This is a genomic window from Thalassospira australica (genome assembly GCF_000763295.1).
Taxonomy (GTDB): Bacteria; Pseudomonadota; Alphaproteobacteria; order Rhodospirillales; family Thalassospiraceae; genus Thalassospira; species Thalassospira australica.
On the sequence record NZ_JRJE01000032.1, the window covers coordinates 401686 to 418820 of the forward strand.

10 protein-coding genes are annotated in these 17135 nt (G+C 55.3%); 5 read left to right on the forward strand and 5 right to left on the reverse strand.

The window, feature by feature from the left end:
- Nucleotides 1-23: 23 nt before the first annotated feature.
- Complete coding sequence (ribA, locus tag JF44_RS0118060; RefSeq protein WP_033070667.1) at nucleotides 24-1181, forward strand: GTP cyclohydrolase II; 1158 nt, start codon at nucleotides 24-26, stop codon at nucleotides 1179-1181.
- A gap of 177 nt (nucleotides 1182-1358) precedes the next feature.
- Nucleotides 1359-2825 carry a hypothetical protein gene (locus JF44_RS20040; RefSeq protein ID WP_052066029.1) on the forward strand — a complete coding sequence of 489 codons (1467 nt, stop codon included), beginning with the start codon at nucleotides 1359-1361 and terminating at the stop codon, nucleotides 2823-2825.
- Between the two features lie 104 nt (nucleotides 2826-2929).
- On the opposite strand, the gene trpS is transcribed toward JF44_RS20040, so the two are convergent.
- From trpS to mutS, 4 genes are all read right to left on the reverse strand, one after another.
- The gene (trpS, locus tag JF44_RS0118070; RefSeq protein WP_033070669.1) at nucleotides 2930-3931 is read right to left on the reverse strand and encodes a tryptophan--tRNA ligase; all 1002 of its coding nucleotides are present in this window, start codon (nucleotides 3929-3931) and stop codon (nucleotides 2930-2932) included.
- Nucleotides 3932-4093: 162 nt separating this feature from the next.
- Entirely contained in the window at nucleotides 4094-5644 is a 1551-nt protein-coding gene (murJ, locus tag JF44_RS0118075; protein WP_033070335.1) for a murein biosynthesis integral membrane protein MurJ, read from the reverse strand.
- A 538-nt stretch (nucleotides 5645-6182) separates the two neighbouring features.
- Nucleotides 6183-8924: a [protein-PII] uridylyltransferase gene (locus JF44_RS0118080; protein WP_033070336.1), complete on the reverse strand. Its 2742-nt coding sequence runs from the start codon at nucleotides 8922-8924 to the stop codon at nucleotides 6183-6185.
- A gap of 222 nt (nucleotides 8925-9146) precedes the next feature.
- A complete protein-coding gene (gene mutS, locus JF44_RS0118085; protein WP_033070337.1) occupies nucleotides 9147-11870 on the reverse strand; it encodes a DNA mismatch repair protein MutS in 2724 nt (907 codons plus the stop codon).
- A 175-nt stretch (nucleotides 11871-12045) separates the two neighbouring features.
- Between mutS and JF44_RS0118090 the strand changes: the two genes are divergently transcribed.
- The 3 genes from JF44_RS0118090 (at nucleotide 12046) to JF44_RS0118100 (ending at nucleotide 15978) form a co-directional block, all read left to right on the forward strand.
- Nucleotides 12046-12546 carry a hypothetical protein gene (locus tag JF44_RS0118090; protein WP_033070338.1) on the forward strand — a complete coding sequence of 167 codons (501 nt, stop codon included), beginning with the start codon at nucleotides 12046-12048 and terminating at the stop codon, nucleotides 12544-12546.
- 475 nt (nucleotides 12547-13021) lie between these two features.
- A complete protein-coding gene (locus JF44_RS0118095; RefSeq protein ID WP_033070339.1) occupies nucleotides 13022-15289 on the forward strand; it encodes an NADP-dependent malic enzyme in 2268 nt (755 codons plus the stop codon).
- Between the two features lie 230 nt (nucleotides 15290-15519).
- Entirely contained in the window at nucleotides 15520-15978 is a 459-nt protein-coding gene (locus JF44_RS0118100) for a hypothetical protein (protein WP_033070340.1), read from the forward strand.
- 83 nt (nucleotides 15979-16061) lie between these two features.
- Here JF44_RS0118100 and JF44_RS0118105 read toward each other — a convergent pair whose 3' ends face one another.
- Nucleotides 16062-17060, reverse strand: a complete 999-nt coding sequence (locus JF44_RS0118105) for a glucosaminidase domain-containing protein (RefSeq protein ID WP_033070341.1) — start codon at nucleotides 17058-17060, stop codon at nucleotides 16062-16064.
- Nucleotides 17061-17135 lie beyond the last annotated feature (75 nt).

Genomic DNA, 17135 nt, shown 5'->3' on the forward strand with positions numbered 1-17135 from the left:
GTGATCATAAAGACAAGATGCCGATGACCCAAAGCTCTGCCGTGACGGCCCAAAATGACAGCAATCTGATTCCGGCGACCGATCTGGTGACAGTTTCCCGCGCCGTGGCAGACCTGCGCCGTGGCGAGATCATTCTGGTTCAGGGCCATCATGACGGTGAAACACACAATGTCGCCGTGATCGCCGCAGAGCCACTGTCGCAACATGGCCTTGAACGTTTGTGTGACATCGCACGCAATGACGTCGCCCCGGCGATTGTCATTCCCCGTGTGCGGGCCAAGTCGCTTGGACGATCAAGTAAGGATGACCCGTTTGTCGCCTTTGTCTGTGCGCCGCAAACCGGTATTGATGCCAACCGCTTGGGCGAAATCGCCAACCCGTTGCTTGATCTTGATGTGCTTCCCGATGGGGATTGGCGCACGGTAAGCATGGCGGAAAATGCAGCGATTCGTTTGGCCAAACTTGCCCGGTTGCTGCCTGCGGTTGTGACCGTACCCGTACAGGCCGATCAGCTGGAAAACCTTGCGCGGTCGCAGAATCTTCTGGTTTTGCAATCCGAAAGCATCAATGGATATGAAAACGCCTCGGCGGCATCCTTGCGTCAGGTCAGCGAAGCGCGTGTTCCGCTTGAAGATGCCGAAAATGTCACCGTGATTGCCTTCCGTCCCGAAGATGGCGGGCAGGAACACCTTGCCATCGTCATCGATGAACCGGCCAAGGACAAACCGGCCCTGATCCGGTTGCATTCAGAATGCTTCACCGGCGATCTGATCGGATCGTTGCGCTGTGATTGCGGGCCGCAATTGCGCGGGGCCATTTCGGAAATTGCCAAAAGCGGGCAGGGCGGCATTGTTTTGTATCTGCGTCAGGAAGGGCGTGGCATCGGGCTTGTGAACAAGCTGCGTGCCTATGCGCTTCAGGATCGCGGATTTGATACCCTTGATGCCAACGAGGAACTCGGCTTTGACGCCGATGAACGGGTGTATCGCCCGGCGGCTGAAATGCTGCGTCAAATGGGCTTTGAAACGGTTCGGTTGCTGACCAACAATCCGCAAAAGCTAACAGGGTTGGAAAACTGGGGCGTTAAGGTTTCGGAACGGGTTCCCCATAAATTCCCGTCCAATGGTCACAACGAATTTTATCTTCAGACCAAGAAAGACCGGGCCGGGCATTTGTTCTAGCCAACCTGCACCGAACCGCATGCTTGGGTTGGCAGTTTTGATCCATACCCGGCAGAAGATTCCGACAGGCAAGAGCATCGCAAATCCTTCCTGATTAAAAATCAATTATTTCAATGTTTTAGGGTTTTCTAAAACTGGCACTCCTTTTGCAAAATAGATCGCAAGAGGAGGACAAACATGTCGATTGGTGAAAATTGGCGGCAAATTTCGCCCGGTAACGTTTCAAGCGCAGCAAGCGACGTGGCAAACAACAAGTTTGCCCAGTCCAATGCGGCTGACGCGCTTTCGGAAAATGCGCAAGGGCGGACCTTTTCCCAATATATGTTTGGCGAAGACGGGTTCGAATTTACCGATTTCCTCGATGTGGTTAATCCCCTGCAACATATTCCCGGTGTCGGGATGGTGTATCGATCCCTGACAGGCGACGAGCTTGGCAATGGTGCGCGTGTGGTTGGTGGCGGACTGTTTGGCGGGGTTTTTGGCCTTGCCGGTGCAGCGATTGATGCCGTGGTCGATGCGGTTACCGGCGATGACACCGGAAGCCACGTCATGGCCTTTGTCGAAGATAGTTTTGGCGGCAGCGGCATTGATGATGGCACCGCAGTTGCCGATGCGACAAAAGATCCCTCAGCACAGATTGCCGAAAACAGTGCGGATCAGGGGGGACTTGTCTTGCCCTGGATGACGGGCGCGCAAACATCAACAGCACAGGCAGCAAGCCCGCAAGAGCAGGCAACCATCGTCCAACCCGCCCCACGTGGGGCTGTGGATCAGACAATATTGGCGGCGGCTGATCCGGCGAAGGGTTTGGGCGTTGCGCCATCTGATTTGAATGTGCCTTGGGCCCAGGGCAAAATGGCAAATGCATTGGCAACAAGCCCGCAGAGCCAGACCCATAACCAGCCCCAAAACCAGACAGAGACCCAGGCACAGGCGCAAGAAACGCCAGCGGCACAATCAGCCCCGTCACAGGTTTCTGATCCAGCCGAACTTACCGTTGCCATGGCATCGGCGGGAACGGCAAATCCGGCATCGACCCTGTCACGCACTGTATCTTCGAGTTCCATGGCACGTGATGCTGTTCCGCGTGCGACAATCGCCAATCAGGGCGGCGATACGGTTTGGGGGCGTGCGGCAAGCAGCGGGCGGATCAGCCGTCAAACCAACAGTATTGCGATTTCTGCTGAAATGGCGGCCCATGAATCCCGTATTGCCAAACAAAACACGGTAAAAGCAGAGAACGAAAACGCCCTGGCGCCTGAGAGCGTTTCGGCAAATGGATCACCACTGTCAGCGGCCGAAATGGCAGCCCGATTTAATGCTGCACTTGGGCGAGAAAAAGCACAGGCGATGGCATCAGATGCCGTTGGCAGCACCAATCCGGTTGCTGATCAGGGGCAGATGGCTGCGCGGGCGTCCAATGCAGGTGCTGATGCACGCGGATCTAACGGAGCATCGGTTACGCCTGCCAGCACGACTGCGGCGTCTGACGATGTTGCGGCCCATCCCCTGATGCAGCAGGCATCAGAGAATTTGAACGGCGATGCCCCGGTTGGTGCATGGTTCAGCCAGACGATGATGGATGGCTTGAAAAAGTATCAGGCCATGCAAAAACAGCCCCAGACACCAGAAAATTCAATTTAAATCGACCGTGAGGTAACGGTTTGCCCCCAGACGCAAAAAAGCCCGCCGGTTCAGGACCAGGCGGGCTTTTTGATTTGTATTAAGGTCTGATCAGACCATCAGGCCTAGCTGCCCAGGAAACCGACGATTTCCTTGACCTCTTTGAGGATCGGCTGGGCGATGGCGTCCGCACGTTTTGCACCCTTGGCCAAAACGGAATCGATATAGGCCGGATCAGCATTCAAACGCGCCATTTCCTCGGTGATCGGTGCCAGATTTTCGACAACCACGTCGGTCAGCGCCTGTTTGAAGCCCGAGAACTGCGTGCCACCATGTTCTGCCAGAACTGCATCAACCGTGTTATCGGTCAGTGCGGCAAAGATGGTGATCAGGTTTTTGGCTTCGGGGCGGCCTTCAAGACCGGCGGCCTCGGATGGCAGCGGTTCCGGATCGGTTTTTGCCTTGCGGATCTTTTTGGCCAGCGTATCGGCATCATCGGTCATATTGATGCGCGCCATATCGGATGCATCGGATTTCGACATCTTTTTCGACCCGTCACGCAGCGACATCACGCGCGTTGCCGGACCAAGGATCAGCGGTTCGGGCTGCGGGAAGAAGTCTTCGACCTCGTAATCATTGTTGAATTTCAACGCGATATCGCGGGCCAGTTCAAGGTGCTGCTTCTGATCTTCGCCGACCGGCACATGGGTCGCCTTATAGGTCAGAATGTCAGCCGCCATCAGGCTGGGATAGGCATAAAGGCCCAAGGATGCGTTTTCGCGATGCTTGCCGGCCTTTTCCTTGAACTGGGTCATGCGGTTGAGCCAACCGATGCGCGCGACACAGTTAAAGATCCACGCCAGTTCGGCATGGGCAGACACCTGACTTTGGTTAAACAGCACCTGATTTTCCGGATCAATGCCCGACGCAATCATGCTGGCTGCCAGTTCGCGGATGTTGGAACGCAGTTCTTTGGGGTCTTGCCAGACCGTGATGGCATGCATATCGACCACGCAGAAGATGCATTCATATTTCTTCTGCAGTTCGACCCAGTTGCGGATCGCGCCAAGATAGTTGCCAAGGTGAAGATTACCGGAGGGCTGAGCGCCCGAAAACACACGTTCCATAACGTCGTCGTCCATTTCAATTTATGTTTAACAGGGCCTGCATACTCCGCCAGGTTTTGGACACCCGCCGGCGGACGAGCATGCAAGCAAACAGCGCGCGAGTTTAGGGGTTGGCCCGATTTGGTCAAGCTGCTTGTCGGGAAATGCCCGGAAATATTCAGATCAGGCGGGTTTTCCGCGTTTCAAAGTACTTTTGAGTTCGGAAAAGCTGGTCGCACCAAGCAGTTGGGCGGCAATCGCATAGACCGCCATGCCGCCGCCAACACAGATCGCCATGGTGATGATGCGTGTGATCGAAAGCGCATCATTCTGCCAAAGGGCATCAATGGCAAACCACAGTGCTGATCCCATCAATGCGGATGCAAGCAGGATGCGTGGCACGCGTTTGAGCAAGCGGGCATCAAATTCCAGATCTCCGCGTCGGCGCAAAAGGATGCCAAGCGACATGGCATTGACCCAGACCGAAACAGAGGTCGCCGCGGCAATCCCCAAATGCCCGAACCATGGCATCAGAATAACGATCAGAATGATGTTAAGCACCATGCAGGAAATGCCAATGCGGATCGGTGTTTTGGTGTCTTCGCGGGCAAAGAAGCCGGGTGCCAATACCTTGACCAGAACCGAGGCCGGCAGGCCAAAGGCAAACACCGTCAATGCCATGCCGGTCATAAGGGTTTCTTCCGCCCCGAATGCGCCGCGTTCAAACAGAACATTGATCACCGGAAGCCCCATCACCCCAAGGGCTACGGCGGCGGGAAGGGTCAGCAACAGGGCGATTTCAATACCGCGATTTTGGCTGTGCATGGCGGTTTTGGCATCTGCGCCCTGCAACTGGCGCGACAATGTTGGCAAAAGGGCCGTACCAATGGCAATGCCAATCACACCAAGCGGCAATTGTTGCACGCGATCAGCATAATAAAGCCAGGAAACCGCCCCATCCGACACAAGGGAGGCCAGCATGGTGTCGATCAGAAGGTTGATCTGATAGACGCCAGCCCCGATCATGCCCGGGATCATGCGTTTGCCCAGAAGCTTGATGCGGTCATCAATACGTGGCAATTGCCATTTAATGGCGAAATTGGCGCGTTTGCAGGCAATCACCAGCATGACGAACTGCGCCACCCCGGCAATCGCAACGCCCCATGCAAGGGCGTGGGCCGGTGTTTCGGTCAGCGGTGTCAGGCCAAGCAAAGCGCCAATCAGGCAGATATTGAGAATGATCGGTGCTGCGGCGGCCGCGGCATAACGATGGAGCGTATTCATCACGCCCGACATCAGGGCCACAGCCGAAATAAATGCCAGATAGGGGAAGGTGATCCGCGACAGTTCGACGGCAAGGGCGAATTTTTCCGGGTCTTCGGCAAAGCCCGGTGCAAATACATACATTGCCCAAGGCATTAGAATTTCAATGATTGCCACCAGAAATCCTGTGATCAGGACCAGCATCGACATGGCGCGCGCGGCAAATTCACGCGCCGCATCCATGCCCCGTTTTTCGATGTCACCGGCCAGAAGCGGGATGAAGGCTGCGGAAAATGCGCCTTCGCCAAACAGGCGGCGAAACAGATTGGGAAATTTGAAAGCGACAAAGAACGCATCGGCCATCCCGCCCGCACCCAACAGGCCGGCAATCAGAATATCGCGGCAAAATCCCAACAGGCGGGAAGCCAAGGTAAAGCCACTAACGGTGGCGATAGAGCGGACAAGCGACATTGACTAAGCGTTCCGTATCAAGGGACTGCAGGGCAGCCAGCAAGGTGTTTGGCAAATGCGGCGAAATTTTCGGCTGTTGCTATATGTGCCGGTGAAAACCCGACAAACAATCTGGCAGCCAAGGGTGAATAAGTCGTAATGACTGGTTCCTAACACCGGGCCTTATATCGCATTTTTGTGAAAGTCATTGAATTGGAGCATTTTTTCCGCACCCCTGTGACAGCCGTCACAGAAAAAACCTTGCGGGAGGCCTACATTCGGTCTCGCTGAGGATTCGTTGGGACGCGAGCCTCGATATTGGACGGGCGGGGAATAAAGGGAAATCACCTCAACCTGCTGCACTCCGAGGATTTCGACATCGTGCGTAACAGGTCACGTGTCGGTTTGGTTTTATCCTTCCTCGTCCGTCACAATTTTCAAATTATAAATATATTCCGATTCGGCCAAAACAGCCGGAACATCCGGATTTGATCCATACCGTGGCGTTGCTGATGGTAGCGCATGGGTATTGGATCAATCCGGATTGTGCGGTGTTTGCTCAGTCGTTTTGAATCGCCTGTGTCAGGGTTTCCTTGACCTGAACGAACTTGGTGCGGCTGTCGATCTTAAGGCCAAAGACATCCTTGACGTAGAACACGTCAACCGCGCGCTCGCCGAAGGTGGAAATACGCGCAGATGCAATCTGCATCGACAAATCACGCAGCGCACGCGTGATGTCATAAAGCAGCCCCTGACGATCCCGGGCGGTGATTTCAATAACGGTATGGGTCCGGCTGGCCTTGTTGTCGATGATGACATTGGGTTCAACCTTGAACACGGCTGTGCGGTGCTTGTTGTCCTTGATCTGGCGGCGTTGCAGTTCGTGACTGGGGCGGACTTGCCCGGAGATCACCTGTTCAAGGGTTTCGCGCAGGCGTTCGAGTTTGGCGGTGTCGTTATAGGCTTCGTCATTGCTATCCTGAATAAAGAAGGTATCAAGCGCCATGCCATCGGCAAGGGTCAGGATCTTGGCATCGACGACATTGGCCCCGCACAGCGCCATGGCCCCGGAAATCTGGGAAAACAGGCCGGGATGGTCGGTGCAATGCACGGTGACTTCGGTGGCATCAATTTCGGTATCGATGCGCACATCAATTGTGATGTCCGCCCCGCTTTTCTTGGCCGCATGTGTCAGATGGGCATGATGGACATGGACATCGGTATCGAAACTCAGCCAATAGGACGGATAGCCCCGTTCGATGAAATCTTCGATATCTTGTTGCGGCCAATCGCCAAGCGCTTCACGCAGCGCCATTTGTGCATTGGCAACCCGTGAATCGCGGCTGTCGGCATTCAGGCCACCTGAAAGGTGGTCCGTGGTGGCATAGTAAAGTTCGCGCAGAAGCGTTGCCTTCCAGCCATTCCAGATATTGGGTCCAACCGCCCGAATATCGGCAACCGTCAGACAGAGCAACAACCGCAAGCGTTCCTGGGATTGCACCAGATCGGCAAAGGCCTTGATCGTGCTGGGGTCGTTAAGGTCGCGCTTAAAGGCAGTCAGGCTCATCCATAGGTGCGCCTTGACCAGCCAGGCAACGGTTTCGGTATCCGCAGGCGACAGCCCCAGACGCGGGCAGAGTTTTTCGGCCACTTCCGCGCCAAGTTCGGAGTGATCGCCGCCGCGTCCCTTGGCGATATCATGCAGCAGGACAGCGACATAAAGAACGCGCCGTGAAATCACCTGTCCCATGATCCGGGTTGCGATCGGGGCATCATCGGCCAGTTCGCCGCATTCGATCTGATTGAGGATGCCAATGGCACGGATCGTATGCTCGTCCACGGTATAGGTGTGGTACATGTCATACTGCATTTGCGCCACAACACGCCCGAAATCGGGAATGAAACGGCCGAGGACCCCGGCTTCGTTCATCTTGCGCAGGATGATATCCGGGCTGTCGGGCTGGGTCAGGATTTCAAGGAAGACTTCGTTGGCATCCGGATCATTTTGCAGCTTGTGATCAACCAGTTTCAGGCTTTGGGTGACCCAGCGCAATGTTTCGGGATGAATGCCAACGCCGTTTTGATGGGCGACCAGAAACAGGCGCAAAATCTTGATCGGGTCTTTCTTGAAGACATCAAGGCTTTCGACTGTCAGGCGATCATTGCGCAGTTCAAACCCGTCAATTTCCTTGGTGCCAAACAGCTTGCCGGGAAAACGGATCAGCGGGCGACGCTGATGGCGTTCTTCAAGGGCGGCACAGAAGATGCGCGTCAGGTTGCCGACATGTTTGACCATCAGGTAATAGTGTTTCATGAAGCGTTCAACGCCCGATGCCCCGGCATGATCGGTATAGCCAAGCCGTTCGGCAATTTCGCGCTGCATGTCAAAGGTCAGGCGGTCTTCTTCGCGGTCCGAGAGATAATGCAACCAGCAGCGCACCGCCCACAGGAAGTTTTGTGCCTTAAGGAAACCGCGTGCTTCCTTCCGGGTCAGGACCTTGAGATCAACCAGTTCCATCGGTGAATTGACGCGATAGAGATATTTGCCAATCCAGAACAGGGTATGAAGGTCGCGCAATCCGCCCTTGCCATCCTTGACGTTGGGTTCGACCACATAGCGCGAATCCCCCATGCGCACATGGCGGTCATCGCGTTCTTCAAGTTTCTTTTCGATGAATTCAAGGCCGGTGCTTTTGACCAGTTCATCCATGAACCGGGCGCGAAACATGTCGTAGGTTTCCTCATCGCCCCAGACAAACCGGCTTTCAAGCAGATTGGTGCGAATGGTGATGTCCTGTTTGCCCATGCGCAGGCAATCATCGACCGAACGCGTCGCATGGCCGACCTTAAGCCCAAGATCCCACAGCATATAAAGAATGAATTCGACAATCTGTTCGCCATTGGCAGTCTGTTTGTAGGGAAACAGAAACAGGATATCGACATCGGAATGCGGTGCCATATCGCCGCGCCCATAGCCACCGACCGCGACAACCGACATGCGTTGTTCATTGGTGGGATTGTGCAGCGGATAGACGAAACTGGCGGCAAAATCATAGATCAGGCGCACGATCTGATCCATCAGGAAGCTGTGGGAAAAGACGGTTTCCTGACCGGAATTGCTGTCTTCAAAGCGGGCGCGAATAACCGAGCGACCGTCTTCCATGACCGATTTCAGCTTGGTTAAAACAGCAGCACGCTGCTTGAAACTTTTAAGGTCCGGACCCTTTGCAATGGCTTCAAGTTCGGAAAAAACCTTTTTCCGGTCAATGATTTCGCGCTGCTTTTTGATCTTGTAGGTCACGTTGGTCGGTTTCCTTGCGCCTGCTTGCGGTCTGTGTGCCGCGATGACAAAGCTGATCGGGTTACAATAACGGCAATCTGATGTGACCGCACCCTATGCATGTGCTGTGCCGGTATTTGAATTCCGTGAAACGCCCGCTTCTGTGCGAAACCAAAACAGGCACCTGCCACATATAGGTGCAAAGTGCCTGTTTTTCATGCGTTTATGTCCAACTTACTGCGGTCAGTCTTTCAGGGATTGCAAACGATACAACGCATCAAGCGCATCGCGCGGGGTCATGTTATCGGGATCCAGATCGGCGAGGGCATCAAGCAATGCCTTTTGCGCATCTGATAGTGCGGGTGCCGATGTACGTTCTTCCTCGGCGGCCTGTTCGATGGCAGCGGCAAACAGCGGCAGATCATCGGCAAGTTTGGAAACAGCGCCACCCTGTTCGCCTTTTTCAAGGGTTTTAAGGACCTGTTCGGCGCGCTTGATCACGGGCTTTGGCAGGCCAGCCAGCTGGGCGACGTGAATACCGTAAGACCGATCCGCACTGCCCGCACCGACTTCATGGAGGAAAACAACCTCGCCCTGCCATTCCTTGATCAGCATGGTGTGACAGGACAGGTGGGCAAGCTTGGCGGCAAGGGCGGTCAGTTCGTGATAGTGGGTGGCAAACAGCCCGCGGCACTTGTTGATTTCATGCAGGTTTTCCACCACCGCCCAGGCAATCGACAGACCATCAAAGGTCGCAGTCCCGCGCCCGATTTCATCAAGGATCACAAGCGAGCGGTCGGTGGCCTGATTAAGGATCGATGCGGTTTCGACCATTTCAACCATGAAGGTCGATCGCCCGCGTGCCAGGTCATCGGCTGCGCCAACGCGTGAAAACAGCCGATCAATCACGCCGATATGGGCGTGTTCGGCAGGTACGAACGCCCCGATCTGGGCCAATACGGCAATCAGGGCATTCTGGCGCAGGAAGGTCGATTTACCGGCCATGTTCGGACCGGTGATCAGCCACAGGCTTTGTTCATCTTCCAGACGGCAATCATTGGCGACAAACGGTGCATCGCCATTTTCACGAAGGGCGGCCTCGACGACCGGATGGCGGCCCGCCTTGATGTCAAAGGACAGGCTGTTATCAATGTTGGGCCGGATGCAGCCCTGATCACGCGCCAGTTCCGAAAGGGCGGCCGAAACATCAAGCCCGGCCAGGGCCTGCGCGCATTTGGCGATTTCGTCAGCCTTGGCAAGAACGGCGGAAACCAATTCTTCAAACAGTTCCAGTTCAAGGGCAAGCGCCTGATCACCGGCCTTGGAGACCTTGCTTTCAAGTTCGGACAGTTCGACGGTGGTAAAGCGCACCGCATTGGCCATGGTCTGACGATGAATAAACTCGTCGATTTCCATCATTTTGTCGGCAGTTTTGGCCGACACTTCGATGAAATAGCCCAGAACGTTGTTGTGTTTGACCTTAAGGTTGGTGATGCCAGTCTGTTCGGTATAGCGCGCCTGCAGATTGGCGATCAGCTTTTTGCTTTCACTTGAAAGCATGCGCAGTTCATCAAGCGGTGGGTGATAGCCCCCGGCAATGAAACCGCCATCACGCGCCATAAGCGGCAGGCTTTCGGCAATCGCACGGCGCAACAGATCAATCAGATCGCCATGCTGACCCATCATGGTCAAATGATCAGAAAGGGCTTCGGGCTGGGTGGTCAGGCCGTCATTGCCGCCATCGGGTTTCCCCAGAAGATTGCCAATCGCAAAGGCGCAAGCCAAACCATCGCGCATGGCGGCCAGATCACGCGGGCCGCCGCGCCCGACCGACAGGCGCGAAAGCGCGCGTTCGATATCGGGACATTCGCCAAGGGCCGTTCGCAAATCGGACCGCAAGCCATCGCGATCATGGAAATATTCCACCAGATCAAGGCGCTTGTTGATGTCATCGGCATTGGTCAGCGGGGCCGACAGACGGGCCGCCAGTGCACGTGCCCCGGCACCGGTTTTGGTGCGGTCAATCACCGACAGCAATGATCCCTTGCGCTCGCCCGATTGGGTCTGGATCAGTTCCAGTGACCGGCGTGTTGCGGCATCAATTTCCATCGCCGCACCCTGGGCAACCCGGGTTGGCGGGGCAAGGCGGGGCATCTGGCCCTTTTGGGTCAGATCAACATAATCAATCAGTGCGCCCGCAGCCGAAAGTTCGGCAACTTCAAACCCGCCAAAGGCATCAAGGGCCTCGACCTCGTACAGCTTTTTAAGGCGCAGCTGGGCGTTTTCGGCATCAAAGCGCGCGCTTGGTTGCGGGGTGATGATGTTTTTATATTCCGCATAAATGTCGAACACTTCGGACCGGTTCAACATTTTCTCGGAAAACAGGATTTCGCCGGGATCAAGACGCGCCAGGGCTGCGGGCAGGGCTGCGATGTCGCTGGGTTGGACAAAGAAATCCCCGGTCGACATATCAAGCCAGGCCAGACCGACCTTGCCGCGCACCTCGGATACGGCAGCCAGATAGTTATGGCGCCGGGCATCCAGCAGGCTGTCTTCGGTCAGGGTTCCCGGCGTGATCAGGCGCACCACACCGCGTTTGACCACGGATTTGGCACCGCGTTTTTTGGCTTCCGCCGGGTCTTCCTGCTGTTCGCAGACGGCCACCCTGAACCCTTTGCGGATCAGACGCTGCAAATAGGTTTCGTGACTATGGACGGGAACACCGGCCATGGGAATTTCGTTACCTTGATGCTTGCCGCGTTTTGTCAGGGCAATATCAAGGGCTTCGGCGGCTTTGACCGCATCGTCAAAGAATAGCTCGTAGAAATCGCCCATCCGGTAAAACAGCAGGCAGTCCTGATACTGCTCCTTGATTTCAAGGAACTGCAGCATCATCGGGGTGGCGCCTTCCTTGGAGAAGGAGGGCGCAATAGGTGTGGTATCGGATGTATCGGCGATCTGGTTCATGATGACTTGATAGCAAACCCTGAAGGCAATGACGAGAGGCGTGGAGAATGACCCGGAATGATGCGGTGATAAAACTTGATCTATGCCATTGCAACGCCTGAATTTCCGCGCAATCTATATAGATAAGCATCGCGTATTCCCGCGACAGAATAACAGTCAACAAGGAGCGTACAAAATGGCAGAAGAACAGACCACCCCGCAGGCACCGGAACTGGTTGGATTGTTTGATACCAAAGACGGTTTTGATGCGGCCATGCGTGCGCTTCGCGATGGCGGATTTGAACGCACCGATTTGTCGGTTTTAAGTTCACATGAATCGATCGATGTCGCTGGCAAGGATGGCCGGTCCTGGTCCGATGTGCTGACCGCCCTGGTCGGCGAAGCCAAATATGAAGTGCCGCTTGTCGCATCAGGGGCGATTGCCCTGTTTGGCGGGGCGGCGACCGCAGCAGCGGCCCTTGCGGTTGGGGCAGGCGTCGGCGCGGTCGCACTGCGCGAATTTATCGAAGAAGTGACCTCCACCCCCCATACCGAAGATTTCGCCCGTGCGGTGGACGCCGGTTCGGTCATCCTGTGGGTGCGGATCGATCCCGACCATGACGGTGCCGAGGCCAAGGCGCGTGCCATTCTTGAACAGCATGGTGCGACCAACGTCCATCTGCATGTGCCGAAGTAATCAACCGTGCGATCACGTCGGGTCACAGAACACGATTTCAAACTGCGGATGCAGGAATGCGGGGGCCTTGGCCCCCGTTTTTCGTATCGTGAAAAATTCACATTACCGCGACCATGCCACCTGATTGCGCGGTGCAATAGAAGATGCATCGCATTCGGGGATTTGGGCACCTGCGATTACGTGGCTGAAAAATCACGTCTTATCTCGGATCCGGATGGCAGGACGATCAATCGCGCATGGTCGCGTACGGAGTTTCAGGTTCTGAAACCGGTTTGTTTTGCGAGGTATGCTGCGACGCAACATACAGAAAACGCTGCGTAATTTTGCGGTTGCCGTTAACGTCGCCTTTGACCCGGCGACCGAAGCCTGATTTATTGGGCGGTCCGACATGACGGTCCCACACCGAAAATTTGTCGATCAGGATAATCTACACACGTTGCTTTCCAACCCACCACGCAAGCGTCAGTGAAAAATAATGTCAGATAAAGAAATCAAGGTTCGTGACCGCGAAGCGCTGCTGTTTCATTCCAGCGGCCGCCCCGGCAAAATCGAAATCACCGCATCCAAACCGTTGACCACCCAGCGCGACTTGTCGCTCGCCTATTCGCCAGGTGTTGCGGTGCCGTGTCTTGAAATCGCCAAGAACCCGGCGACCGCCTATGACTATACGTCCAAGGGCAATATCGTTGCCGTCATTTCCAATGGTACGGCCGTTCTTGGTCTTGGCAACCTTGGGGCATTGGCGTCCAAGCCGGTGATGGAAGGCAAGGCGGTTTTGTTTAAACGCTTTGCCGATGTTGATGGCTTTGATCTTGAAGTGTCGACCGAAGATGTTGACGAGTTCGTCAATTGCGTGCGCTTCCTGGGGGCATCCTTTGGCGGCATCAACCTTGAAGACATCAAGGCGCCGGAATGCTTCATCATTGAACAGCGCTTGCGCGAAGTCATGGACATTCCGGTGTTTCATGATGACCAGCACGGCACGGCGATCATTGCCGCATCGGGCCTGATCAATGCCTGTGATTTGACCGGGCGCAAGCTTGAAGACATCAAGCTTGTCATCAATGGCGCGGGGGCTGCGGCCATTGCCTGTTGTGAGCTGGTCAAAAGCATGGGTGTGTCGCCTGATAACGTGATCATGTGCGACTCACGCGGTGTGATCTACAAGGGCCGCGAAGACGGCATGAACCAGTGGAAGTCGGCCCATGCTGCCGAGACGGATGCGCGGTCGCTTGAAGATGCGATGAACGGTGCGGATGCGTTCTTTGGCCTGTCGGTCAAGGGGGCGGTGACGACCAAGATGGTCAAATCCATGGCCAAGCAACCGATCATTTTCGCCATGGCCAATCCGGACCCGGAAGTCACCCCCGAAGAGGTTGCCTCCATCCGTGATGATGCGATCTGTGCCACCGGGCGTTCGGATTATCCCAACCAGATCAACAATGTGCTGGGCTTCCCCTATATCTTCCGCGGTGCGCTTGATGTTCAGGCATCAACGATCAACGAGGAAATGAAGATTGCCGCAGCCCAGGCCGTGGCATCGCTGGCACGCGAAGATGTGCCTGACGAGGTGGCGGCAGCCTATTCCGGGCGGCGTTTGCAATATGGCCCGGAATATATCATTCCGGCCCCGTTTGACCCGCGCCTGATCATCGCCATCCCCAAGGCCGTTGCCCAGGCGGCAATGGATACCGGTGTGGCGCGTCGTCCGATCATTGATATGGACGAATATGAAAATCAGCTGCGCGGTCGCCTTGATCCGACGGCCGCACATCTGCAACTGATTTCCGATTATGTCCGGGCCCATCCGAAACGCATTGCCTTTGCCGAGGGCGAAGAAGAAACCGTCATTCGTGCGGCGGTGGCCTATCGCAATTCGGGCTATGGCACGCCGATCCTGATTGGTCGCGAAGATCGCATCCATGAAAGTGCCAAGAAGCTTGGCATCGAAAACCTTGAAGGCGTTGAAATCAGCAATGCCGCCCTTTCCGAACACAATACGGAATATGCCGAGTTCGTTTATGAACGCATGCAGCGCAAAGGGTATTTGTGGCGCGATTGCCAGCGCATGGTGAACCAGAAACGCAATGTGTTTGCATCCGTGATGGTCGCCAAGGGGCATGCTGATGGCCTGATCACCGGGCTTACCCGGAACTTCAACCGCAGCTTTGCCGATATTGCCGGTGTGATTGATGCCAAAGAGGGCGAAATCCCGATGGGGATTTCAATCGCGATTGCCAAGGGCCGGACGGTGTTTATCGCCGACACCCGCGTTCATAACGTGCCCAATGCCGAAGAACTGGCCGAGATCGCCATTCAGGCAGCCGAAAAGGCCCGCCAGATGGGCCATGAGCCGCGTGTGGCACTGGTATCACATTCGACATTCGGCAATCCCTATAGCGAGGATACCGACCGTATCCGCGAAGCTGTCGGCATTCTGGAAAGCAGCAATGTTGATTTCGAGTTCGATGGTGACATGGCCGTTGACGTCGCACTCGATACGGAACTTTTGAAGCTTTATCCGTTCTGCCGTCTGTCAGGCCCGGCCAATGTTCTTGTCATGCCGGCACTTCATGCCGCAACGACCGCATCCAAGCTGCTTGATAAGCTTGGCGGTGGCACGGTGGTTGGTCCGGTGATGATCGGCCTTGAGAAACCGGCACAGATTGCCCAGATGGGCGCGACTGTGAACGATTTGGTCAATCTTGCCGCCCTTGCCGCCCACGAGGCAGAGCACGGCTAAACCGATCCCGGATAAAGGATCGGGTTAAAATCCGGGGAATGGCGGGGTTGTCTTGATCGGCTCCGCCATTTTCATGTGTGACAGGCTCTAAACCGGAAACCGGGCCTGACCTGTGGTGGGCAATCTGCAATAATGGTCCGGTCTTGTCGGATTGACCCGATTTTTGCCACATGCCGATTGCAAACAGCAGGGGTGTATCAGTGATTATGCAAGCAAACAGGAAACACCCTATGGGCCAATTGACCCGATTCCTCGCCGTTTTCATGTTCTTTCCGCTTCTTGCGGCTTGCGAAGATGAACAGGCCAGCGGGCCGAGCGCGGATGAAATTACCACGGCCGTGATCGAACGGTTTCGCGATGATCCCTATGCCAAGGTCGGGCATGTTGAAAATGTCACCAAGACCAACAGCATTGCCGACGGCGATGACGAAAGGGTGGTGATGGTGCGCTACGAACTGGTGTTTGATCGCACGGTTTCGGACTTTGCCGATGATGTCAGCAAAAAGGGCAAGGCCGCCGGATCGATGGATGATGTCGGCAATACGGTCAAGGATGCGATTGATCTGGTAAAGACCAAGGTGCTGACCTTGAAGGAAGGTGACTACAAGGTCGGTGAGCGCCGCGTCATCGAAGATGAAATCAGGCTGCTTAAATCAGAGAACGGCTGGATTTATCGGCCGGGTTCCTGATTTGCGCTGATATCCGGGCGTATTTCCACCAAAACAAAAAAGGGACCCTGATGGATCCCTTTTTTTATTCTGCGTGGCGCAGATTATTCTTCGATGGATGCCAATACCTTGGGCGGTGGGGGAACGTCACCCGCCGCAAACTCAAGGCCATCAAGTTCGTTCAAGCCATTGACGCTCATGATGGCGTGCAGGCTATCGACATATTCAGCACCGCGTTCGGAATATTTGGTCAAGGTTTCGGCCAGTTCCCAGCCACTGATGACCTTGCCATTGGCACGCAGACTTGCGCGGCGTTCCCGCAGGCTTTGGTAAGCCGGGTGGGAGTTGATGTTGCGCGCATAGGCCCGCACGCTTCCCATCAGGCTGTCAAAGGCCTTGATTACGTGTGTCTTGCCTTCTTCGCGGCCTTTGGGAACGATGCCTTCATCATCCCCCCAGGCCCATTGACCAAACAGGGCATTGCCCTTGCGCACAAAGCGCGACGTGCCCCAACCGCTTTCCTCGGCTGATTGCGCAAGGACCAACGAGGTCGGGATAACATCGATACGTTCCAGAAGGGCCGTAATGCCGCCTTCGGTCACGCGGTAGCGTTTGACCAGTTGATCAACCCATTGCTGATCAGCGTCACTGACCGGCGTGCCTGAAATGCCTTTGGCCTGAATGGCCATCAGACGTTCGCGCTGTGCGGTGATTTCTTCATTCATGCGCATGGCAAGCGGCAGCATGATCCGCAGGAAAAGCTGTTTGCGTTCGTCGACCGATTCCAGTTCGCCAAGACCTTTTGGAACCCGCTTGATGTAAACGCGTGGCACTTCGTCCACATCGTCGAGAAGATAGTTGATGCTTTTGAAATACTGGTTGAGCGCGACCACTTCGGGGCCACGGCGATAAATCGGTTTCTTTTTCTTGGTGCCGGTGGTGGAAGTCGTGGCTGTGGCGACGTCGACAGTGTCACTGCCAAAGCCTTTTGGTGTTGGAGAGATATCAATTCCGGCAAAAATACCAACGTACAGGAAGAAAATGGCTGCGAATATCGAACCAAGCGCTATCTTCCGGTAGTTTCCTGTTTCTGCGCTTTTCATAATGTGATCTCCGGGGCAGTTAAACTGTCCATCCCAATTGAGGGCTATCTATGCCTGCCGCAGCCGATGATCGCA